The sequence below is a fragment of the Phnomibacter sp. genome (assembly GCF_036803085.1).
Classification (GTDB): Bacteria; Bacteroidota; Bacteroidia; order Chitinophagales; family Chitinophagaceae; genus Phnomibacter.
This window is the reverse complement of record NZ_DAIRUZ010000003.1, coordinates 215,633-236,790: the sequence shown is the minus strand read 5'-3', so window position 1 is coordinate 236,790 and position 21,158 is coordinate 215,633. Positions and strand designations below refer to the sequence as shown.

The 21,158-nt window shown below is 48.6% G+C and carries 19 protein-coding genes; 6 read left to right on the top strand and 13 right to left on the bottom strand.

The window, feature by feature from the left end; genetic code table 11:
• Positions 1-11: 11 nt before the first annotated feature.
• From lpxA to V7Q13_RS08000, 4 genes are all read right to left on the bottom strand, one after another.
• Entirely contained in the window at positions 12-806 is a 795-nt protein-coding gene (gene lpxA, locus V7Q13_RS08015; protein WP_333800162.1) for an acyl-ACP--UDP-N-acetylglucosamine O-acyltransferase, read from the bottom strand.
• Positions 807-933: 127 nt separating this feature from the next.
• On the bottom strand, positions 934-2,337 hold the full coding sequence (locus tag V7Q13_RS08010; protein ID WP_333800161.1) for a bifunctional UDP-3-O-[3-hydroxymyristoyl] N-acetylglucosamine deacetylase/3-hydroxyacyl-ACP dehydratase: 1,404 nt from the start codon (positions 2,335-2,337) through the stop codon (positions 934-936).
• Between the two features lie 116 nt (positions 2,338-2,453).
• Entirely contained in the window at positions 2,454-4,994 is a 2,541-nt protein-coding gene (locus tag V7Q13_RS08005) for a helix-turn-helix domain-containing protein (protein WP_333800160.1), read from the bottom strand.
• Positions 4,995-5,016: 22 nt separating this feature from the next.
• On the bottom strand, positions 5,017-5,844 hold the full coding sequence (locus V7Q13_RS08000; RefSeq protein WP_333800159.1) for an SDR family oxidoreductase: 828 nt from the start codon (positions 5,842-5,844) through the stop codon (positions 5,017-5,019).
• 100 nt (positions 5,845-5,944) lie between these two features.
• On the opposite strand from V7Q13_RS08000, the gene parS reads away from it, so the two are divergent.
• Both parS and V7Q13_RS07990 read left to right on the top strand, forming a co-directional pair.
• Entirely contained in the window at positions 5,945-6,379 is a 435-nt protein-coding gene (parS, locus tag V7Q13_RS07995; RefSeq protein WP_333800158.1) for a type II RES/Xre toxin-antitoxin system antitoxin, read from the top strand.
• The gene (locus V7Q13_RS07990) at positions 6,376-6,837 is read left to right on the top strand and encodes an RES family NAD+ phosphorylase (protein ID WP_333800157.1); all 462 of its coding nucleotides are present in this window, start codon (positions 6,376-6,378) and stop codon (positions 6,835-6,837) included. The genes parS and V7Q13_RS07990 overlap by 4 nt, the downstream gene beginning before the upstream one ends.
• 48 nt (positions 6,838-6,885) lie before the next feature.
• Here V7Q13_RS07990 and V7Q13_RS07985 read toward each other — a convergent pair whose 3' ends face one another.
• The 9 genes from V7Q13_RS07985 to V7Q13_RS07945 all read right to left on the bottom strand — a co-directional run bounded on the left by V7Q13_RS07985 (position 6,886) and on the right by V7Q13_RS07945 (position 15,539).
• A complete protein-coding gene (locus V7Q13_RS07985; RefSeq protein WP_333800156.1) occupies positions 6,886-8,385 on the bottom strand; it encodes a flotillin family protein in 1,500 nt (499 codons plus the stop codon).
• A gap of 28 nt (positions 8,386-8,413) precedes the next feature.
• Entirely contained in the window at positions 8,414-8,977 is a 564-nt protein-coding gene (locus tag V7Q13_RS07980; RefSeq protein ID WP_333800155.1) for an NfeD family protein, read from the bottom strand.
• An 83-nt stretch (positions 8,978-9,060) separates the two neighbouring features.
• Complete coding sequence (gene gmk / locus V7Q13_RS07975; protein ID WP_333800154.1) at positions 9,061-9,633, bottom strand: guanylate kinase; 573 nt, start codon at positions 9,631-9,633, stop codon at positions 9,061-9,063.
• A gap of 157 nt (positions 9,634-9,790) precedes the next feature.
• Positions 9,791-10,522, bottom strand: coding sequence for an esterase family protein (locus tag V7Q13_RS07970; protein ID WP_333800153.1), 732 nt, complete (start codon positions 10,520-10,522; stop codon positions 9,791-9,793).
• 48 nt (positions 10,523-10,570) lie between these two features.
• On the bottom strand, positions 10,571-11,314 hold the full coding sequence (locus tag V7Q13_RS07965; protein ID WP_333800152.1) for a ParA family protein: 744 nt from the start codon (positions 11,312-11,314) through the stop codon (positions 10,571-10,573).
• Between the two features lie 54 nt (positions 11,315-11,368).
• Complete coding sequence (locus V7Q13_RS07960) at positions 11,369-11,977, bottom strand: hypothetical protein (RefSeq protein WP_333800151.1); 609 nt, start codon at positions 11,975-11,977, stop codon at positions 11,369-11,371.
• A gap of 32 nt (positions 11,978-12,009) precedes the next feature.
• Complete coding sequence (locus V7Q13_RS07955) at positions 12,010-13,302, bottom strand: LVIVD repeat-containing protein (RefSeq protein WP_333800150.1); 1,293 nt, start codon at positions 13,300-13,302, stop codon at positions 12,010-12,012.
• Positions 13,303-13,462: 160 nt separating this feature from the next.
• On the bottom strand, positions 13,463-14,983 hold the full coding sequence (locus tag V7Q13_RS07950) for an outer membrane beta-barrel protein (RefSeq protein ID WP_333800149.1): 1,521 nt from the start codon (positions 14,981-14,983) through the stop codon (positions 13,463-13,465).
• A complete protein-coding gene (locus V7Q13_RS07945) occupies positions 14,970-15,539 on the bottom strand; it encodes an RNA polymerase sigma factor (RefSeq protein WP_333800148.1) in 570 nt (189 codons plus the stop codon). The genes V7Q13_RS07950 and V7Q13_RS07945 overlap by 14 nt, the downstream gene beginning before the upstream one ends.
• Before the next feature lie 451 nt (positions 15,540-15,990).
• Here V7Q13_RS07945 and V7Q13_RS07940 point away from each other — a divergent pair, with 451 nt between their 5' ends.
• The 4 genes from V7Q13_RS07940 to V7Q13_RS07925 all read left to right on the top strand — a co-directional run bounded on the left by V7Q13_RS07940 (position 15,991) and on the right by V7Q13_RS07925 (position 21,147).
• A complete protein-coding gene (locus tag V7Q13_RS07940; RefSeq protein ID WP_333800147.1) occupies positions 15,991-17,511 on the top strand; it encodes a GH3 auxin-responsive promoter family protein in 1,521 nt (506 codons plus the stop codon).
• Positions 17,501-18,349 carry a DUF3667 domain-containing protein gene (locus V7Q13_RS07935; protein ID WP_333800146.1) on the top strand — a complete coding sequence of 283 codons (849 nt, stop codon included), beginning with the start codon at positions 17,501-17,503 and terminating at the stop codon, positions 18,347-18,349. Before V7Q13_RS07940 ends, V7Q13_RS07935 begins: the two co-directional genes overlap by 11 nt.
• A 17-nt stretch (positions 18,350-18,366) precedes the next feature.
• On the top strand, positions 18,367-19,122 hold the full coding sequence (gene fabG / locus V7Q13_RS07930) for a 3-oxoacyl-[acyl-carrier-protein] reductase (RefSeq protein WP_333800145.1): 756 nt from the start codon (positions 18,367-18,369) through the stop codon (positions 19,120-19,122).
• A 93-nt stretch (positions 19,123-19,215) separates the two neighbouring features.
• Positions 19,216-21,147: a peptide-N-glycosidase F-related protein gene (locus tag V7Q13_RS07925; protein WP_333800144.1), complete on the top strand. Its 1,932-nt coding sequence runs from the start codon at positions 19,216-19,218 to the stop codon at positions 21,145-21,147.
• Positions 21,148-21,158: the final 11 nt, after the last annotated feature.

Here is a 21,158-nt window from a genome sequence, read left to right as displayed (position 1 = left end):
GATTCAAAAAGTTATTCGTCGAGGGCACCCTTGGTAAACCGCTTAATGATACCGCGGCCACTTTCGCGGATGAAGGTGACGATTTCGTCCCGTTCATCGTTGATGGGCAGTTCTTCTTCAATGTACTCGAGGGCCTGCGTGGTGTTCATGCCCTTGTTGTAAATGCAACGGTACACGTCGAGAATCTGGTTGATTTGCTGGTTGCTGAAACCGCGGCGTTTGAGGCCTACGGAATTTACCCCGGCATAGCTGAGCGGTGTACGACCGGCTTTGATATACGGCGGCACATCTTTACCCACCAACGAACCACCAGACACAAATGCATGCTGGCCAATTTTTACAAACTGGTGAATGGCGCTCACCCCACCTACTACGGCCCAATCGCCCATGGTTACGTGGCCGGCCATTTGGGTGTTGTTGCTCATAATGCAATTGTTGCCAATAATGCAATCGTGGGCAATATGGCTGTAGGCCATAATGAGGCAGTTGTTGCCCACCTGTGTTTTGCCCCGGTCGCTGGTACCACGGTTGATGGTGACAAACTCACGGATGGTGCAATTGTCGCCCACTTCTACGGTGGTTTTTTCACCCATAAACTTCAGGTCTTGTGGAGTAGCGGCAATAACCGCACCGGGAAAAATGCGACAATTTTTGCCAATGTGGGCACCTTCCATTATGGTGACGTTGCTACCAATCCAGGTGCCTTCTCCAATGCTGACGTTGCCGTGGATTACGGTAAATGGGTCCACTTTTACGTTGTCGGCCAGGCGGGCATCGGGGTGGATGTATGCGAGAGGGTGAATCATATTGATGAGTTGGCTACGGTAGTTTTGGCACCGTTGGCCGTTTAAAAACAGGCAAAAATAGGGCGGTTGGCCGTTTTGCAAGGGTTTAACTGCTCAAGGTCACCGTTTTAGCGTTTTCTACACAAGCTTACCGCTTCACCAGTTGGGCTACCATGTCGGCCTCGGTACACACTTTATTGCCCACAATTACTGTTCCTCTCATTACACAAATGCCGCGGCGGATGGGCTCTATCAACTCCAGTTTCATGAGCATGGTATCGCCGGGCTTTACCATGGCTTTGAACTTACAGTTATCTATTTTCAAAAAATAGGTATTGTATTCGCCGGGAGGCATAGCGTTAATACATAAGATGCCACCGGTTTGTGCCAGTGCTTCAATTTGCAATACACCTGGCATTACCGGGTTGTTGGGAAAATGACCCTGGAAAAACCACTCGTTGTAAGTCACGTTTTTCACCCCGACGATTTCGGTGCTGGTCAGCTCAATGACTTTATCAATCAGGAGGAACGGGAAACGATGTGGCAGTGTTTTTTCGATGGCAGCCAAATCGTACACCGGCGGCAACGTAGGGTCGTAGCTCGGCATGTCTTTGGCATGCTTGTTCTTTTTGATGTATTGTTTTACCAGCTTGGCAAATTCCACATTGGCGGCATGGCCGGGGCGATGCGCAATGATGTGCGTTTTTACGGGATAGCCAATCAGGGCCAGGTCGCCCACCACGTCCAGCAGTTTGTGCCGGGCCGGTTCGTTGGGAAAACGCAGCTTCAGGTTGTTGAGGTAGCCTTCGCCTTGTATTTCAATATTGTCTTTTTTGAAGGCAGCTTTCAGTTTCACTTTCGCTTCTTCGGTTATTGGCTTATCTACCACCACAATGGCGTTGTTGATGTCGCCGCCTTTTACCAGGTTGTGGTCGAGCAGCATTTCCAACTCATGCAAAAACACAAATGTGCGGCAAGGCGCAATGGTGTTTTTGAAATCGCTGAGGTGCTTGAGCTGGGCATGTTGCGTGCCCAATACGGGGCTATTAAAATCGATAAGTGTAGTCACTTTGTATTCTGCAGAAGGCAGGGCGGTAATTTCTACGCGGCGGGCTTCATCGCAATACTGAATGTTTTCGCTGATGGTGTACCACTGTTTGGCGGCTTCTTGTTCTTCTACGCCTACTTCTTCAATGGCTTCAATAAAAGGCATGCTGCTGCCATCCATGATGGGAATTTCAGGACCGTTGATTTCGATGTGGCAGTTGTCTACACCAAGGCCAACCAATGCTGCCAGCACATGCTCCACAGTACTTACCCGGGCACCGTTTTCTTCGAGGGTGGTGCCGCGGCTGGTGTCAACTACCAGGTCGCAGTCGGCTTTAATGGTGGGTTGGCTGGGCAGGTCGATGCGCTGAAAAACGAAGCCATAGCCGGGTTTGGCCGGTTTCAGGTTCATGTTTACATAGGCACCGGTGTGCAGGCCGGTACCTTCTACGCTTACCACGCCACTCAAAGTATGTTGCTTATCCGGGTTGAACGTGCTACTCATGTACAGGTTAATGTTGGTCAGAAATTGCGGCAAATATAACCATTGCGGCCGGAGCAGCCATTGGTGGCTGTATGCTGGCTGCAAAAGCAATTGGCTAATGACTATTTCGGAAAATGCTACGCAGGATTATTAGCGTCTGCTGAAGAGGCCGTGTTTTCGTTGAGTGTTCCATTTTTGCGCAGCCAATCTATCACCAACCGGGCCTGATTGTAGCTCACATTATTGCCGAGAATTTGTCGTACCTCGGCTGCTTGCGTGGTGCCGGTTTCCTGTTGCACTTCGGCAATTTGCTGAAACAATGCTTCGGTTATGAGTACAGCTTTATCGATACTGCCATCCAATACATACGGTATCAAATGCCCTTCGATGGTGCCTGGCTGCAAACCACGGGCAGCGGCTATTTCGGCCACACTCATGCCTTGCTGCAACAGTTGCAGGCTTTGTGCCTGCGTAGGAATTTTTGGTGCTGCGGTGTCCGTTTTTTCTTTGCGCTGGCGCTTGGGCGTTTTGTCGGAGATGTGGCTGGTCAGGTCATGGGCTTCGCAATAGGCTACAATGAGTGCCAGAAAATCGGCTCCGTATTGTTCCACTTTTTGCTTGCCAAAACCAGAGATGAGCAAAAGCTCTTTTTCGTTTTGGGGTAAATAAGTCACCAGTTCGATCAGCGTACTCATGTTGGCTACCATGTAGGCAGGTTTGCCTTCATCGGCACAAATCTGGTCACGTAGTTGTTTTACCTGTTGAAACAGCTGCGGATGCGGCACATCAGCATAAGCATGTTGTCGCTTGGTGACGGTGTACGCCTGCCCAATCACTTCTTTAATGTTGATGGTAGACTTGGCCCTTAGCAACGCATGTGTATCGTAGCCTTTGTGGCAGGCCTGCATGTACAGCTGCCATTGGGTAGCGGCCTTCAGTGCTTCGGCCAAGGCGGCTTCAAATTCTTCTGCCAGCTCTTTGCTGTCTGTTACAGCAGGTTGCTCCCGTATGCCTTTGATAATGCCTTCGAGCTGTGCCCCAAACCAATCAGCTGCTTTTTGAATGCGGTCTTGCAGGGGTACATGTGTTTCAAAACTTTCTGCATAACCCTGTGTGAGTTGTGCCAGTTGTTGTTGAAACTTATTCGATGTTTCTGCCAGCTGTTGTATTTGTGCCTGCCAGTTTTTTATCCAGCTGTCCGCTGCTTCGCCATAAGCACCTGCATGGTTGTTGATGACCGAAGCCAAAGCTGCAGCTGCTTTTTGCAAGGGCATTGCATCGATGGCCCGTTGCAACAGTTGCAATTGAAAACGGTTTCGGCTGGCTGCAAATGCTTGTTGCAATTGTAGCGCAGTTCCTGCTGTGGAAGCGTATTGCTGCACCCGTCCATCCACTTTTACGGCTTGTGGCGGTACAGGTGTACGCAGCACCATGCCTTCCAACGTTTTGCAGCGACTGAGGGCTACATATACCTGCCCGGCCGAAAATGATTTGGCTGCATCAATAATGGCATGCTCAAACGTAAGACCCTGACTTTTGTGAATGGTGACAGCCCAGGCCAATCGCAGGGGATATTGGGTAAAAGAGCCAATCTCTTTTTCCTCTACTTGCTGCAAAGTTTTGTTGAGGCTATACTGTACATTGCGCCACACTTCCCGTTGTACGCTAATGGGTTTGTCGTCGCCTTTGCAATGCACTTCTATGCGTTCATTATCCAATGTAGTTACAATGCCAATCTTGCCATTGAAATAGCGTTTATTCACGGTGTCATTTTTCAGAAACATAACCTGTGCTCCTTTTTTGAGCTGTAAGGTTTGCTCCGCCGGAAAATTCTTTTCCGAAAATTCACCGTCTACATTGGCCTCGTAGTTATGCAATGAACCTGGCAATGCTTCCAGCGCTTGATTGTTGATGCTGTCGGCTGTGGCGTTATGCGTAGTCAGTGTGATGTAATCTTTATCGACGGGTATGCGGAAATGCGGTTCGTAGCGGCTGTTGAGGAGCTGCAAACCGTCTTCTGTCAATTGATTATTCCGCACTTCATTGAGCAGCTGAATAAAATGCGCATCGCTTTGGCGGTAAATATGCTGCAGTTCTATGTACACCGGCATGTGCTGGCGTATCACTTCGCTGTTGAAGAAGAAAGGGCCGTCATAAAAGTCTTGCAGTATTTGCCAGTCTTGATCGGGCACTACAGGTGGCAGCTGAAACATGTCGCCAATGAACAGCATTTGTACCCCACCAAACGGTTGCTCATTGTGGCGGATGTGCCGCAAAATGGTATCTATGGCATCGAGTGTATCGGCCCGCACCATGCTTATTTCATCAATAATGAGCAGGTCGATACTGCGCATCAACTCCCGTTTGTCGCGGCCATATCGCAGCCTTGCCAACAGACTGTGTTTGTTGTTGGATTCGTCGCTGTTGTTTTTGTTGCCTGCTGGTATAAACGGACCAAACGGCAATTGAAAAAAAGAGTGAATGGTGGTGCCGCCGGCATTGATGGCGGCTACACCAGTGGGTGCCAGCACGGCATGCTGCTTAGGGCAATCTTGCCGCAGTGTTCGCAAAAATGTGGTTTTGCCCGTACCTGCTTTACCCGTTAGAAAAACGGATTCGCTGGTATAGTACACATAATCTTTGGCCAGTTGTAAATGCGTGTTGGTGTGTTCTTGCATAAATATAAGTACGTGTTATTGGTTAGGCATCGATAAATAAATCGGGGTAGAAGTTGGTATTGCCCGGTACATGTGCATAGCCGCTCAAATCTGTAATGCCATGCGATTGCAATACTTCTTCATCTATAAAGAAATTGCCCGTGCATTTGTCGGAGGGCTGCTGCAAAATGTACCATGCAGCATCGGCCACAATTTGCGGGGTGCGGCTCATGTTCATCAGCATTTCACCACCCAGCAAATTATTGACAGCCGCTGTTGCAATAGTGGTTTTTGGCCACAAAGTATTGGCAGCAATGCGGTATTGCTTGAGCTCAGCACTCAGGCCAAAAGCAATCATGCTCATGTTGTATTTACTCATGGTGTACGACAGGTGCTTGGCAAACCATTTGGCATCCATATTAATTGGTGGACTCAAATTGAGGATATGTGCATTGGTGCTTTTCTTGAGAAAAGGAATGGCCGCCTGACACAAAAAGAAAGTGCCACGTACATTGATGTTATGCATCAAATCGTAACGTTTGGGTTCTGTTTTTTCGGTAGGCAGCAGGTTGATAGCACTGGCATTGTTAATGAGGATGTCAATACCGCCAAAATGCTCGGCCGCTATTGCAATGGCTTGCTGGCTGGCCGCTTCATCGCGGATGTCGAGTTGAATGGGCAGGGCTTTGCCACCGGCTTGTTCTATTTCTTCAGCAGCGCTGTAGATAGTGCCGCCCAGTCTGGGGTCCTCGGTTACGCTTTTAGAAGCCACCACAATATTGGCGCCATCCGCAGCCAGTTTGAGGGCAATGGCCTTACCAATGCCACGGCTGGCACCGGTGATAAACACAGTTTTATTTTGAAACAACATGGCAAACAAGTTTTAAAAGATGCTAAGGAAGGAATAAAAAAGGAAGTAAAGGAGATGAAAGTATGGAAAATTGTCGTAAATTAGTGCGACAAATGACAGGATGAAGAAAAAGCCCATTCAATACGGTCAAAAAAAGGCGCAGGCCATCAGCAACCTCATGCAAGAGCCCGAGGTGCTGTATCAGGTAAGTACCGATGTTTTTTCACCGGTTGCTTATGATAAGCTCCAGCATGTGTTGCAGTTTACGCAGGCAGAGTGGGCGGCTATTTTGCACATCAGCGATCGTACCCTGCAGCGATACCTCAAAGATGGCAAGCCGTTTACCGGTTTTCAGGCTGAGTTGCTGCATCAGCTCAAGCGCCTCACAGAAACGGGCCTGCAAATTTTTGACAGCACAGCATCTTTTACAGATTGGCTGCGCAAAACCAAGCAGGTGCTGGGTCAGGAGTTGAGTTTTCAATCTTTACAAACCATCACGGGCATTGGCTTGCTGCAGCAAGAGCTGGGCCGTATGGCCTACGGCGTATACATATGATGCTTGTTCACCGTATTGGTCACGTTGCTTTTATTGATGATACCGAAGGTATTGGTGCCAAAAAATTTGGGGGCCGCTGGAATCCTGTCGGGATAGCCTGTTTGTATTGTAGCGAACATTTGTCGCTGGCCGTGCTGGAAAAATTTGTGCATGCACAGGGCCGCAACGATATGCTGCAATTGGCCACCAGAAGTTTTGTTATTCCTGCTGCTGCTCAATTGTACAAAGTGGATACAGCCCGTTTGACCAAGGGGTGGGAAAATGATTTTACGTACACGCAATGGTTGGGCCAGCAAATACTGGAAGACACTGCCTATGCAGGGTTCATTGTACCATCGGTGATAGTGCCGGGCGAACACAATGTGGTACTCAATCCGCTATCACCGCTTTTTAAGAAAGTGGAACCTCAGCCATCGGCATTGTTTGCCATGGATAGCCGGTTGCTGGCGCATGTGTAATGATTACTGCAAAAGAAAAGCGATGCTTGAAGGGCATCGCTTTTTCATTTAGTTTTCTTCAATGATTTGTTTGCTGTCAGTAGGTGGTTCTTTGGGGGCATCACCTTTCAGATACGTGGGCAGGTTGAGGCCGGCCATGTTGAACAGGTCGTTGAGTGGTGGCACGGTTTTCATCATACCCGATACAAAATTAGCCGTGGATGACTGACCGTTTTCGCTGCTGTTGCCACTGTCCCAAACCGTTATTTTATCAATCTTAATGTTCTTCACGGCTTCTACCTGTGTTTTTACCAGTTCAGGCAGTTTTTCAATGAGCAACAACTGGAAGGCTTTTGTAGGATCGCCACCGGCGGCTTGCACCACCTGGTTGTAACCATCGGCCTGCTTGGTCAAAATTTCCAGCAAACCTTTTGCCTCGGCTTCCATTTTGGCAAAAATGGCATCGGCTTCGCCTTTCGCTTTTTCACGAATGCGTTCGGCTTCGGCTTGTGCTTCTATAATGGCACGTTGCTTGGCAATTTCTGCAGGAATAACAATGTTGGCAATTTGCGTAGATCGTTCTCTTTCCGAACGGGCCAATTCTGCTTTTTGTTCAGCCAGGTATGCTTCTTCCAAAGCCTTGGCTTGCTGTACTTTTTCGGCAGTGATGGCAATGCGCAAAGACTCCGCTTCTTTTTCGCGGCGCAATGCTTCGGAGTTGGCGATGGCTATCTTGGCTTCGTTTTCACCTTTGATGGCAACAGCGTTTGCTTCCGAAGTTTTTACCCGGGTATCTCTGGCCGCTTCGGCTTTACCAATGGCTTCATCTTTTACTGCAGAAGCAATACTGATTTCTTTATCCTTTTGGGTGATGGCAATTTTTACATCACGGTCACGATGCGTTTCTGCTATCTGTGTATCTCTTTCACGGTCGGCCATAGCTTTACCGGTTTCGCCAATCTTCTCTTGTTCGGCCACGCTGATTTTTGCTTCGTTGATGGCTTTGGCTGCAGCTTCTTTACCCAAGGCTTCAATGTAGCCCGATTCGTCTTTGATATCGGTTACGTTTACGTTGATCAGTTTCAAGCCAATTTTCTTGAGTTCGGTATCAACGTTTTTAGAAATGTTGTCGAGAAACTTGTCGCGGTCGCTGTTGATTTCTTCAATGGTCATGGTAGCAATCACCAGGCGCAACTGACCAAACAAAATATCTTTCGACAGCTCCTGAATTTGCTCAGGACTGAGGCCCAGCAAGCGTTCTGCGGCATTGTTCATGCTATCGGGCTCGGTAGAAATAGCAATGGTAAAACGACAAGGCACATCCACCCGGATGTTTTGCCGGCTGAGTGCATTGGTCAAATTGGCTTCAATAGAAATGGGTTTCAGATCGAGGTAGGCATAGTCTTGAATGACAGGCCAAATGAAAGCGCCGCCACCGTGTATACACTTGGCAGAGCTGCCGCCGGTGCGGCCATATACCACGAGAATTTTATCACTCGGGCAACGTTTGTAACGGGAGATAATGGCAGAGATGGTGATGAATGCAACTACTACGAGTATTGCAATCATGTAAACTGGTGTCATAGGTATGTGCGGTTTATAATTTCGTAACTACAAGCAGGTTATCGCCCATGATATCGGTGACTTTAACCATGGCGCCGGTGTCAATTTTTTCGCCCTGCGTAATGGCGTCGAGTTCGTGTACCGAACCATTGACGCTGATTTGTACTTTTCCCTTGCCCATGTTTTGTGCAGGAATGCTGAGGTATACTTCGCCGGTTTTACCCAGCACTTTTTGGATGTTGAACGAATTGTCTTCGGCCAGTTTTTGTACCTGCCGAATGATGACGAAAAACAGCAAAACAAACACAATGCCCACGGCTGCCGCTACTGCCACCAGCAAAGATTTGTTGCTAAAGCTTTGATAACCCGTTACGCCCATCCAGCCAAAGCCCAACAAAAAGTTGGTGAGGTTTCGCAGACTGAAGAGTTGAAATGGCGCATCGCCACCATCGAGGCTGCCGTCAAAATCGGCAGAAAGGCCATCGCTGGCATCGGTGCCGGTAAACGTCATGATGGTTTGCACCAAAAAGACAAGGCTGGCTAAAATAGCCACTACCCAAAATACTTTGAGCATCAGCTCCATGTTGCTAAAATCCATAGAACCAAATATACACAAAATAGCCGTTTGGCAGAAAGGAGTTGCGTAGCATAACTCCGTTTACGATAATGTAATAGAGACAACTATTTTGCCAGAAATGCAGCAACTTGGTGCGCCGCTTGCTGGCGGGCATCAGCCAACACATCGTTTACAATCACGGTATCAAACTTGTGACGAAAACTCATTTCGTATTCGGCTTTGCTGAGGCGGGTATGCAGGCTTTCCGGTGTTTCCGTGCCGCGGCTTTCGAGGCGCTGCCGCAGCGCATCTACCGAAGGTGCCTGAATGAACATACTGAAACACAGACCGGGATATTGCTGTTGCACATGAATGGCGCCTTTTACATCAATATCGAGCACCGGTGTTTTGCCTTCACTCCATATGCGGGTCATTTCCGATTTAAGGGTGCCGTAGTATTTGCCTTCGTACACCATTTCCCATTCCAGAAATTCGTTGGCCTGTATTTTTTGTTTGAAGTCGGCTTCGCTGATGAAGTAGTAGTCTTTGCCATGCACTTCTGCACCACGGGGCTGACGGGTAGCCGCACTAATGCTAAAGGTGAGCGTTGGAAACTGCTCCAAAAGGTACTGCGTAATGCTGGTTTTGCCCGCACCACTGGGTGCTGTAATGATGATGATTTTTCCCTGACTACTCATGATGGCGCAAATATAGCGGGGGAGCAGGTTTGGAGTTGACGAGTTTACAAGTTCACGTGTTCACAAGTTCCATTGTTCTAGAGTTTACCAATTTAAAATCGGCACTGAGTATACACACTCGTCAACCGATCAACTTCTCAACCAGTCAACTATCCCATCAAAACTTATTCCCCAAAAAATACGGCAATGCAGCCCGCCAGGTGGGCCAGTCGTGTTTCCATTCGGGGCCCCAAATGTTGAGGTCGTAGGTAATGCCTTTGTTGTACAGCACATCGGCAAACTCACGGGCTGCCCAAGGTGCTTCGTACGGGCCTTCGCCGCTGAAAAGATGGATGTGGTGGCTCTTGCGAATCTGATCGAAATACCAGGGATCGTTGAGGTTGGGTAGGTAATGGGCCGGGCTATTGAAGTACACCTGCTCGTCGTAGTAGCCGTCGGTGTATTCCATCAGGTTGTACACGCCACTCATGGCAATAACACCGCTGAATAAATCAGGGCGTTTCAAAAACAGGTTCATGCTGTGCAGCGAACCAAAAGAAGCGCCGCAAACAATGATGGGTGTATCGGGCGAAGTATGCGTTTTGATAAACGGCACCACTTCATTAAAAATGTATTCATTCCACTGGTTGTGGCGGATGGCTTTGTGTGCCCCTTCCATGCTCTTGTTCATCCAGCTTTGTTTGTTCATGCTGTTTACGCTGAACACTTTCACCTTGCCACTGTCAACAAAAGGTGCCAAATCATCGGTGAGCTGAAAACGTTCGTACTCCAAAAAATCGGCGCCGGCCGTGGGCACCAGCAGCAGGGCAAAGCCATAATGTCCGTACGTTACAATGGGCATGTCTTCGCCAAGGGCAGGGCTGTACCAGCTGGTTATTTCTCTTTGCATAAATGTATTAAAAGTGATATTGTAAAAAGATTGAAAGTGTATCAATCATCAGGCACTAGTTTTCTTTTTCAGTTCTTTCCACACTTCTCTGAAACATTGTGCGGCGTAGCTGCTGGGCGCAAACCACGCCACCGGTGCCAGCTTGCTGCCCATTTTTTCTACTGTGCTCAGGTAGGGCACGTAGTTGCGCAAAAACTGCTTGTGCTTGTAGTATTTGCCAATCACTTCGTTGTGCAGGTTTTTACGAATGTCGACCATGCTGAAGAAGGCAATGAGCCTGCTGGCATCGAGCTGGTTTTCTTCGAAAAACTGCTGCGCCATTTCGTAGGTACGAATGCTGAGCGTGGTAGGAATGGTGGGCAACACCACATAGTCGGCCGCCGCAAAAATGGCTTCGCTGAGAGGGCCAATGCCCGGCGGACAATCAATAAACAGGTAATCAAATTCGCCCTGCAGAGAACCTACAAGGCTCTTGAATTTTTTCTTGGATTGCTTGGTGCTGTCTACCAGCACATCGAGGTGGCGGTTGCCAAAATCGGCTGGCAGCATCCACAGATTTTCAAACTCGGTGGCTTGAATGCTGGCATCCAACTGGCTTTCGCCGGTCAGCAGTTTTTTGATGCCGCCTTTGAGCTTTGCTTCTACACTAAAATAAAAGGAGGCGGAACCCTGCGGGTCGAGATCCCAAATGAGTACTTTTTTTCCTTCTTCGGCGGCCAGATAAGCCAGATTGACACAGCCGGCTGTTTTTCCTACACCGCCTTTAATGTTGTACAAAGCAATGGTTGTCATATCCCCGATTTTTTTTCTAATGTAAACATTTCGGGGCAATCGGGGATTTTGGCCCTACCATTTGTAGCCGAGGCGCAGCACCATGCGGTTGAGCTGGTAGCGGTTGGTGGTGCGGTCCATATCGGTGGGGTTGCTGGTCATGGTCGCTTCGGTTTCGTACCACTCGGTGGTGGTTTTGCGGCTCCAGCTGAGGCCGAGGGTAAAACCATGCTGCTTTTTCGACAAAAAGGCAATGCCCGTGCCCAGCTCGGCATAGTAGCCGTTTTGATAATGGTTGATGATGGGCGAAGGCATAATGCTACTACGGAATGAGCTCCATGTCCACCACCAGTTGTTTTGAGGTTCTGATTTGTCGGTTACAATGTTGAGGCCACCGCTGGCCAAGGCAAAGAGCTTGAGCTTTCGCTGACCAAAATACCGCCGCCCCTGCAGCACTACCGGTACCGATCTGAATTTGTAATCATCTACGCCGGCACCTAGGCCTACCGACCATAATTTTTTGCTCATGGTAAACTGGGTACGCCAGTCGTAAGAAGGCTCTGCAGTTCCGGCTACAAAACCGGCTTCGGCAATGCCGCCGGGCTTCCAGCCTTTGAACTGTGCCAGCATGTAGAGTGGAATGAGGTTGAGGCAAAACAGCAATAAAAACAAACGCTTTTTCATATCGGATAAAATGTAACGGTAACAAACAGGGGTTATTTGCCAATGGCCATGGAAGAGAGCAGTGTGGGCTTGCTTGGTGTACGATAATCTATGAGGTGCAGTCCGTCTTTGGCTGATACAAGTGCAATACCATCGAGTGCTATCACATCGTAGGTAATGAGGTTTTTGAGTTGCCCCAATTGGTATACGTTGTTGGGTTGCGTGGCATCCATTACTTTCAGGCCATCTGCGCCGTCACAAATCAGCAGCAGGTTACCATCTTTGGCCAAGCCATGCGGGTTAAACAATGAAAATGATTTTACCAGAGAAGGTGCCATTACGTTTTCTACATTCACCACATCCAACTGATTGATAAAGCCGCCGCACTGCGTACCGTTGCGGAGTGTAACGTATGCGTATTTGCCATCAGTTACCACAGGGTCGCATACACGGGCATGGGTAAATGTGCCCTGCTTCACGGGGTTGTCTTTATTGCTGATGTCTACAATGTGCATGCCTGTAGAAGCACCCAAAAACAATTTGTTTTGAAAGGGATAAATGGTTTCAATATCCCATGCATTTAGCGCTACTTCTTTGATGTAAGATGGCGTTTCCGGAATGGCGGTATTGAATATTTTGAGGTCGTCGTAACTAACGGTGTACAGCCGGTCGTTGCTTAGTGCAAAGCGGGCCATGCTGCCACCTACGCCATTGCTTACAGAGCGGCCACCACTGCTGTTGCTTACACTGGCAAAGGTCATAAAGTCGGCAGCCTTCATGCCCCAGCCCAGGTTGTCAACGTTTTGAACGGTGGTATCTACCCGCAGCCAGTCTACAATCACCCGGCTGCTATCGGCTACAAAACTGCCATAGTAACGGTGCGGAAAAACACCTTCCAATAGCTTGGTGATTTTGGTATTCAATGGGTCGCTGATATCAATAGCTACGAGGTCTACATCCAGATCGGCGTAAAGGGTGTTGCCTCTCACGGCCAAATCCACGCAACCGGGAATGGCCACGAAACTTACGAGTTTGGGTTTGGTCACGTCCTTTATATCTATGATGTGAACGCCCTTGTCGAGTTCGTTGAGAAATACATAGCCATCTTTGTAAAACAACTTGCCGGGGTTTTGGATGGAACGGGGTGTACTGCTTTTGACTTCACTACGAACGGCAGCTTTTGTTTTATACACAGGCCGGTAGTACACGTAGGTACTCGATACTTTGTCTTTTACACAACCTGTAAGCAGCAGCACAGCAGCCATTCCAGCCAGCAATATTTCTCTCAGCATCATGGTAGTGGTTTTTGTATAAGTATGAAACGGCATTGTGATGAAGCGTTGCATGGTTATAAATTTTTTTTGAACCAAGAAGACGCAAGGGATTCAATCAATTTGCAGTTAGCAGTTAGCAGGACTTGTGTTTGCTTTTTTGAACCACCAACAAAGGATGCACAAAGGAACTTTATCAATTAACCAATTAACTAATCAACCAATCAACTTCCCCCTACTTCCGTAGCCACAGCATGTTGTACTGCAGCTGAATGTTGAGCAGACCACGATTGTCGGTTTTGAAGACGGACCGCAAGGGCAGTTGCACCGCCGGCACCATTTGATGAATGAATCTTTTGCTCTGCCATTGGTACACCAGTCCCAGCCGTAGCTGTGGTTGCCAACCATAGGCTTTGCTGGTCACGTCGTTTGTATTGCTGGTGCTGGCAAAATTTTGCGATAGTGTGGCCACGCTTTGTTTTTCCCGCAGTTGCAGCAGCCACTGATGGTTGAGCCCGCCTTGCAGCCAAATACCTTCTTGTTTGCCCAACAATTTCCACTCCAGCAGCATGGGTACTTGCAGGGTAAGCATACGGTATTGTTGGTCGCTGGTGGCGGTAAGTGCCCGGTTGTACAAGCTACCGGTAGGTAAAATACTGTCGGCAAAAACGGAAGTACTCACCTGCCAGCTTTGCAGCCCTGCACCAAGGCCGGTGCTGAAAGCCCAGCGCTTGCCCATGGGTTTGCGTAGCACCCATCCGGCACTAAAATATTGTCCGTTTTTTTCGGTGCGGCTGCTCACATACCGCACATTGCCGGGGTTGTTGCTACTGAAATCTGCCGCTGCTTTTGCAGTGCCAAAAAAGCTGGCGGTTTGGCTCAGGCGGGTGCTGCCCAAAGCAGCCCACCAACCTGTTTGCCATTTGCGGGGTGTGTTGTTGCGTGGTTTGGGTGTAAAAAATTTTTCATTCACCCATGGCCATGGGGCATGGCTCTCGGGAAGCAGCTTCATGGTTGTGCTATGAATGCTTTCTGTCAATCGATGTTCGGCTTCTTCATCTGCTTGTTCGGTTACAACATTGCTTTTGGGCGATGCGGTATCTGCGGGAATGCTGCTGATTCGTGCAACATCCTGCGGTGTAGTTTTTTCAGCTGCTGTTATAAAAGCCGACTTGAAATTCAATTTTTTCCCCTCTGCAGTTGCAGTGTTTGCCTCTACATCAATACCTGATGGTTGTTTTTCTTTGATTGCCTGTCCGGTTGGAAGCTGTCTCTTCAAAATCAATCCATTTCTATTTTGATTGCCTCCTTTCCGCTCTTTATTATTGCCTATTGCTTCCTTCGTTATTGCCTTTCTATCATTGCCCATTATTTCATTGCTTGCACCCTCCTCATTCTTGCCTATTGCCTTCTCTGATTTCGCCTTTCCATCATTGCCTGTATTATCATTGCCCGTTACTTCATTGCCTACTACCTTCTCTGTTATTGCCTTTTCATTATTGCCTCGCTTTTCATTGCCCATTGCCCTAACCATCGGTTCTCTTCCTTCTCTTGCTGCGCCGCTGGGTTCTTTGGCCAGGTAAATGGCCCCGCTAATGAGCAAAGCCGCCAGTGGCAACCACCACCAAATGATGCGGCGGCGTTTGGCCGGGTGTAGGGCAGCATGTATCTGCTGCCAGTCGCTGGCGGGTGGTTGTATGCGCAGCGCATCCAGCTGTTGCTGCATGTGTTCCTCAAAGGTGTTATCGGCTGGCATAGCTCTGTTTTTTTGGGGTGATAGAATCGTTGATCATGCCGGCCAGCTGTCGGCGGGCCCGTAGGTACTGGCTGCGGCTGGTGCCCTCGCTAATGCCCAGCAGTTGTGCTATTTCCACATGGCTGTAGCCCTCAATGGCATGCAGGTTGAAAATGGTTTGATAGCCGGCGGGCAGTTGGCGAATGAGATCGGCCAGTTGCCTGGCCTCCAGTTTGTGTACCGGTGTGTGCACGGTATCGCTGGCAAAATCTTCTGCAATGGCTTCTTCCTGCACCCACTGCATGTGGCGGCGGTCGCGGAGCCAGTTCAGGGCCGTGTTCACCATAATGCGGCGAATCCATGCCCCGAGGTCACCATCGCCTTTCCATTGCTGCAGGTTGGTAAATACCTTGATGAAACCCTCCTGCAACACATCGCTGGCTTCATCGGCCTGGCGGGTATAGCGATAGCACACCCCCATCATTTGGGGCGCATAGGTATCGTACAGCTGCTTTTGAGCAGCAGCACGGTTGCGCAGGCAGTCGGCCACCAGTTGTGCAGTAGGGGTGAGGTGCATGATGTGCTGGGTTGACACCAGGGCGGCAAAGGTCGTTGCATGGAAGGGAAAAAAGTCGGAAAGACCGAAAGTCGGGAGACGGGAGACCGAAAGTCGGGAAGACCGGAAGACGGAAAGAACTAAGTCAAATTACAGATATCAGCACACTAAAAAATATCATCCACTTTCCGCACATAGCGTCGGTTACACAGGGGGAGGCGTGGGCTAGGCCATCCCGATAACTATCGGGAGCCCGGAGGGTTTGTGTTGGCCTTGATTTTTTTGTTTCTTTTTGCATCAAGGCAAATAGAAAAATATAGTCGCAGGAAGAGTGAATGGGTTTTTCTAAAAGCTGCAAAAGTCAGGTAGGACACGGCTATTTATGTGTCTTTGGCTTGTCTTCAATTTTACGCTCATGACATAGATTGCCGCCAATTTGTACGGCATTCCTTATTTTGCCGCCACAGGAAATATGAAACTGCTCAGCCCGGCCATATCCCGACTGGCACGATTGCGCCAAAATGCGATTCAACACTGGATGGACGATCCCGTGGGGGCGCAGCGTGATGTGCTGCAACACCTCGTGACCGACGGGCAGTATACCGAGTTTGGCAAACGCTACAAACTCAGCACCACCTTCCGTATCCGCGACTTTAAAGCGGCCGTGCCCATTCACGAATACGACGACCTGAAACCCTACATCGAACGCATGATGGCGGGTGAAGACAATGTGCTCTGGAACACGCCGGTAGAGTGGTTTGCCAAAAGCAGCGGCACCACCAGCGACCGCAGCAAGTTCATTCCTGTGAGTCAGGAAAGCCTCGATACCAATCATTTTCAGTGCAATAAAGACGTACTCTGGCAGTACTATTTTCACTATCCCGAAAGCGACCTGCTCACCGGCAAAGGACTGGTGATTGGTGGCAGTCATCAGATTGCTTCCGTCAACGAAAACATACATTACGGCGATCTGAGTGCCGTGCTGCTGCAAAATGCTCCCGTGTGGAGCCAGTGGATTAAAACCCCGGAGCTTAGCATAGCCCTCATGGACGAATGGGAAACGAAAATTGAACAGCTGGCACAAAGCACCATCGTTGAAAATGTAACCAGTGTGAGTGGTGTACCCACCTGGACGCTGGTACTCTTCAAACGCATTTTAGCAATAACGGGGAAAAGCCGCATGCTCGATGTGTGGCCCAACCTTGAACTATATCTGCATGGCGGCGTATCGTTTACGCCTTATCGTCAGCAGTTTGAGCAACTCATTGGCGGCCCCATCCGCTACCTCGAAGTGTACAATGCCAGCGAAGGTTTTTTTGCGGCGCAAAGTCATGAAGACGAAGACGGCATGCTGCTCTATCTGGACCATGGCATTTTTTATGAGTTCATGCCCATTGAAGAATACGGCAAAGACAACCCGCAAACCGTGGGGCTGAAAGATGTGGAAGTGGGCAAAAATTATGCACCGGTCATTACCACCACCGGTGGCCTCTGGCGCTACCTCATTGGCGATACTATTCAGTTTACTTCTACATTTCCATTCAGGGTAAAAGTGAGTGGCCGCCTTAAGCATTTCATCAATGCTTTTGGTGAAGAAGTCATCATTGAAAACACCGATCAGGCCATTGCTGCTGCCTGTGCTGCAACCGGTGCAGTTGTTACTGATTACACCGCTGCACCACTCTATTTTAGTGCCGATAGCAATGGTGCACATGAATGGGCCGTAGAGTTTGCACAATCTCCCGCCGATACCGAGCAATTTGCCAATGTGCTGGACGATGCCCTGCGCCACATCAACAGCGATTACGATGCGAAGCGGCATAAAAACATTGCCCTGCGCCGGTTGGTATTGCATGCTGTACCTGCAGGTACTTTTGCTGCATGGCTGCGCAGCAAAGGCAAGCTTGGTGGCCAACACAAAGTGCCAAGGCTGAGTAATGACAGGAACACGCTGGAGGAGATTCTCATTATTTTTAACCAGCATGAAAAATAAAACATCCACACACATTTGTAAGGCTTGCAACAATTCCTTTACAGGAAAATACTGTAACCAATGCGGCGAAAAGTTTTTTGATGAACACAGTAAATCAGTATCGCATCTTGGCGAAGAAGCCTTTCATTTTCTTACACACTTCGAAGGCAGTTTTTTCACAACATTAAAAACAGTCTTCTTCAAACCGGGCAAGCTTTCGATTGATTATTGCAACGGCATTCGAAAAAAGTATTTCAAGCCAGTCCCCTTTTTTTTATTCATCGTAGTGCTGTATTTGTTGTTTCCTCGTTTTCAGGGGCTTAACATGCGGCTGGATACTTATGTAAGTAAAGATTACAATTATCATCATCTGGCACTTGCTGTAGCTAAAAAAAAGTTGATTCAATACAACGGAGATTATGCTGCCATGGCCGTTGCCTATGATACTAAGTCGGCCAAGCTGGCCAAGCCGTTAATTTTTATCATGATTCCTGTAACTGGCTTACTGCTTTTCGGATTTTTCTATAAAAAGCGTGGCTACTATTTCGATCATCTCATTTATGCCACCGAGTTTAATGCACTTTATATTGGTTTTTCTTACCTGATAATGCCACTATTAATGGTTGCGATAAGCAGCGCTTACCCTTCAACCGTTTCATTTTTTGCCGACGATGGACCTGGCTGGCTGCTTTCCAATTGTATCATGTGTGTTTATCTGGTTGTAGCCTTTCGGCGGTTTTATAGTTTGAAATGGATGGTGGCCTTGCCTTTGGCATTGCTCTTCTTTGCATGCTACCTGCTTCTGCTAGGATATTTTTATAAAATGGTATTGTATTATTGCGTGATGTTCTTAATCTGATAAATCAACCTACTCGTATGAAACTACTCGACAATAAAGTGGCCATTGTAACCGGCGCCGCCCGGGGCATTGGCGAAGGCATCGCCATCAAATTTGCAGAACAAGGTGCACATGTTGCCTTTACCTACGTAAGCGACAGCAGTGCCGAAAAAGCCGCAGCCCTCGAAGCAAAGCTGCAGGCCATGGGTGTAAAAGCAAAAGCCTACCAAAGTAATGCCGGCGATTTTGCTGCCTGCGAAAAACTGGTGAATGATGTGCTGGCTGAATTTGGCACCGTTGATATTTTGGTGAACAATGCCGGCATTAGCAAAGACAACCTGCTGATGCGCATGACGCCAGAGCAGTGGGAGCAGGTGATTCAGACCAACCTGAATAGCGTGTTTTACATGACCAAGCAAGTGATTAAGCCGATGATGAAAGCCCGCAGTGGCAGCATCATCAACATGAGCAGTGTGATTGGTGAAATGGGCAATGCCGGACAAGGCAGCTATGCCGCTTCAAAAGCCGGCGTGATTGGTTTTACCAAAAGCGTAGCCAAAGAACTGGGCAGCCGAAACATTCGTTGCAATGCCATTGCCCCGGGCTTTGTAGAAACCGATATGACCAGCTACCTCAAAGAAGGAGAAGCTGCTGACAAATACAAAGCCGGTATTCCTCTGGGCCGCTTTGGTACGGCAGAAGACATTGCCAATGTAACGGTGTTTCTGGCCAGCGACATGGGCAGCTATGTAACCGGTCAGGTGATTAGTGCCTGCGGCGGATTGAACATTTAGCGACGACGTTTTTTTAATATATCCATCAGCATATCAGGCACCCGAACCTTGGTGAATGATATGCTGATTTTTTTACCCCCAAGCAAAACAACTATGAAGCGAAAGATGATGCGGATGACAAGCCTGTGGAGCATGCTGCTGTGCCTGCTGGCAACAACAGCAATGGCACAAAACAGTGGTAGTACTGTTGTGCATACGTTCAGTAAAAAAACGATTATAACCGATCCTTCCAAAGGAGAGAACAACTATAAAACATGGGGCGTATTTCCCAAAGCATCAGCTGCTGTACGCCGCATGACCTTACAGCTCACACTGGGTTCTCCTGACGAAATGCCCACAGCCCATTGGGATTATTGTGATGTTATCAGCATTCGCAGAAAAGGCGGTGTGCATGGCGAAGACAAACACATAGAAATAGGCAGAATGCTTACTCCCTATGGCAGCATCTTTGGCAAGGGCTGGCAATGGATGTGGGAAGTTGATGTGACCGATTTTCAGCACTTACTTCGGGATAGTGTAGAGATTGAATACCTGCACACGGGCTATGAGCCCAATACTGTTGGCTGGGCATTGACGCTGGATGTAGCCGTGCAATTTGGGCCTTCTATTGCACCACTGCTGGGTATGCAACCCTTGTGGAATGGCAAGTTTAAATATGGTGATAGCACAGCGCCATTTGCTGCTGCTGTAATGCCTGTACGTTATACTGCTCCGGCACAAACTGCTTTCAGCCGTGTACGCATTCAGCATACCGGGCATGGGGCCGACAAACCCCGCAACTGCAGTGAGTTTTGTAGCCGCTGGCGGCAAATTTTGCACGATGGAAAACTGGCAGACAAACGTGACATGTGGAAGGAGTGCAGCGATAATGCCTTGTACCCGCAAGGCGGTACCTGGATATATGACCGTGCCTACTGGTGTCCCGGCGATTTGCAACGTCCTGACGTGATTGATATGCCTGCTAAAGCAGGAACACATCAGGTGGACTTACAAATGGAACCGTACACAGCTACGGGCAATGTGCAAGCGTATGAGCACATTGGTTCATACCTGTTTTATTATGGCCAGCCTACGCATCAGCAAGATGTATTGCTGGAAGACATTGTAGCACCATCCAACAAGCAGGCATTTACCCGCTACAATCCTGCTATCAACAATGCTACCATCATTGTACGCAATGTGGGTAGCCAGGCATTGAAGTCTTTGACCATTGTATATGGTACGGTTGGCGCTGCCCAAAAAACCTATCAGTGGAAAGGCTTGCTGCCGTTTAACCAAACAGTGATGATAGCATTGCCTGGCGCAGTGGATATGTTGGCGAAGGATAACCAGTTTACAGTTATGCTGAGCCAGCCCAATGGCAAAGCCGATGCATGGCCTGCCGATAACAGCCTTACCACTACCTACAAAGCACCCATTACATTACCCAATGTGTTTGTATTGAAATACAAAACGAACAACCGGCCTGCTGATAATTTTATTGCACTGCACAATGCTGCCGGAGAAAAGCAGTTTGAAAAACTGCCAACCAGCACGGTAGCCAATACAGAGCACAACGATACCATTTCGCTGGCAGCTGGTTATCATCGGTTGCAATTGACAGATACCTCGGGCAATGGATTGCAGTTTTGGGCACAGCCGCAACAGGGCGATGGTTTCCTGCGGTTGTACGATACCACTGGTCGTTTGCTGTACGTGTTTGAAAGCGATTGTGGTGCCGGCGAAGCGTTGAGCTTTTATGCATCGCCCCAATACAAGCCCGATACGGTAAATATTCAGGCCGCATTTTCTATGTTCCCCCGCCGCACCAAAGACAATATTCAACTGGACATAGAACTCAGTACTTCCGCTAAAGTTGAGGTGAAGATTACCGTAGATGGCATTTTGCATCAACTGCATGAATACCGCTCCATTCGCAATGGCAAGTTTACGTACAGCCTGCTTTCATTGCCACAAGGAAGGTTTGTAGTAGACGTGTATGTAAACGATGTACGCAAGTTTACCGGCCGTGTCAACCGGGATTGAGTTATTTAACG

What these genes read in the sequence shown, in the direction of transcription:
- V7Q13_RS07980 (WP_333800155.1), bottom strand. Translation starts at nt 8,977, where the DNA reads ATGGATTTTAGCAACATGGAGCTGATGCTCAAAGTATTTTGGGTAGTG.
- V7Q13_RS07945 (WP_333800148.1), bottom strand. Translation starts at nt 15,539, where the DNA reads ATGCACCTCACCCCTACTGCACAACTGGTGGCCGACTGCCTGCGCAAC.
- fabG (WP_333800145.1), top strand. Translation starts at nt 18,367, where the DNA reads ATGAAACTACTCGACAATAAAGTGGCCATTGTAACCGGCGCCGCCCGG.
- V7Q13_RS07940 (WP_333800147.1), top strand. Translation starts at nt 15,991, where the DNA reads ATGAAACTGCTCAGCCCGGCCATATCCCGACTGGCACGATTGCGCCAA.
- V7Q13_RS08005 (WP_333800160.1), bottom strand. Translation starts at nt 4,994, where the DNA reads ATGCAAGAACACACCAACACGCATTTACAACTGGCCAAAGATTATGTG.
- V7Q13_RS07925 (WP_333800144.1), top strand. Translation starts at nt 19,216, where the DNA reads ATGAAGCGAAAGATGATGCGGATGACAAGCCTGTGGAGCATGCTGCTG.
- V7Q13_RS07955 (WP_333800150.1), bottom strand. Translation starts at nt 13,302, where the DNA reads ATGCAACGCTTCATCACAATGCCGTTTCATACTTATACAAAAACCACT.
- V7Q13_RS07960 (WP_333800151.1), bottom strand. Translation starts at nt 11,977, where the DNA reads ATGAAAAAGCGTTTGTTTTTATTGCTGTTTTGCCTCAACCTCATTCCA.
- V7Q13_RS07985 (WP_333800156.1), bottom strand. Translation starts at nt 8,385, where the DNA reads ATGATTGCAATACTCGTAGTAGTTGCATTCATCACCATCTCTGCCATT.
- V7Q13_RS08010 (WP_333800161.1), bottom strand. Translation starts at nt 2,337, where the DNA reads ATGAGTAGCACGTTCAACCCGGATAAGCAACATACTTTGAGTGGCGTG.
- V7Q13_RS07965 (WP_333800152.1), bottom strand. Translation starts at nt 11,314, where the DNA reads ATGACAACCATTGCTTTGTACAACATTAAAGGCGGTGTAGGAAAAACA.
- V7Q13_RS07950 (WP_333800149.1), bottom strand. Translation starts at nt 14,983, where the DNA reads ATGCCAGCCGATAACACCTTTGAGGAACACATGCAGCAACAGCTGGAT.
- V7Q13_RS07935 (WP_333800146.1), top strand. Translation starts at nt 17,501, where the DNA reads ATGAAAAATAAAACATCCACACACATTTGTAAGGCTTGCAACAATTCC.
- lpxA (WP_333800162.1), bottom strand. Translation starts at nt 806, where the DNA reads ATGATTCACCCTCTCGCATACATCCACCCCGATGCCCGCCTGGCCGAC.
- V7Q13_RS08000 (WP_333800159.1), bottom strand. Translation starts at nt 5,844, where the DNA reads ATGTTGTTTCAAAATAAAACTGTGTTTATCACCGGTGCCAGCCGTGGC.
- V7Q13_RS07970 (WP_333800153.1), bottom strand. Translation starts at nt 10,522, where the DNA reads ATGCAAAGAGAAATAACCAGCTGGTACAGCCCTGCCCTTGGCGAAGAC.
- V7Q13_RS07990 (WP_333800157.1), top strand. Translation starts at nt 6,376, where the DNA reads ATGATGCTTGTTCACCGTATTGGTCACGTTGCTTTTATTGATGATACC.
- parS (WP_333800158.1), top strand. Translation starts at nt 5,945, where the DNA reads ATGAAGAAAAAGCCCATTCAATACGGTCAAAAAAAGGCGCAGGCCATC.
- gmk (WP_333800154.1), bottom strand. Translation starts at nt 9,633, where the DNA reads ATGAGTAGTCAGGGAAAAATCATCATCATTACAGCACCCAGTGGTGCG.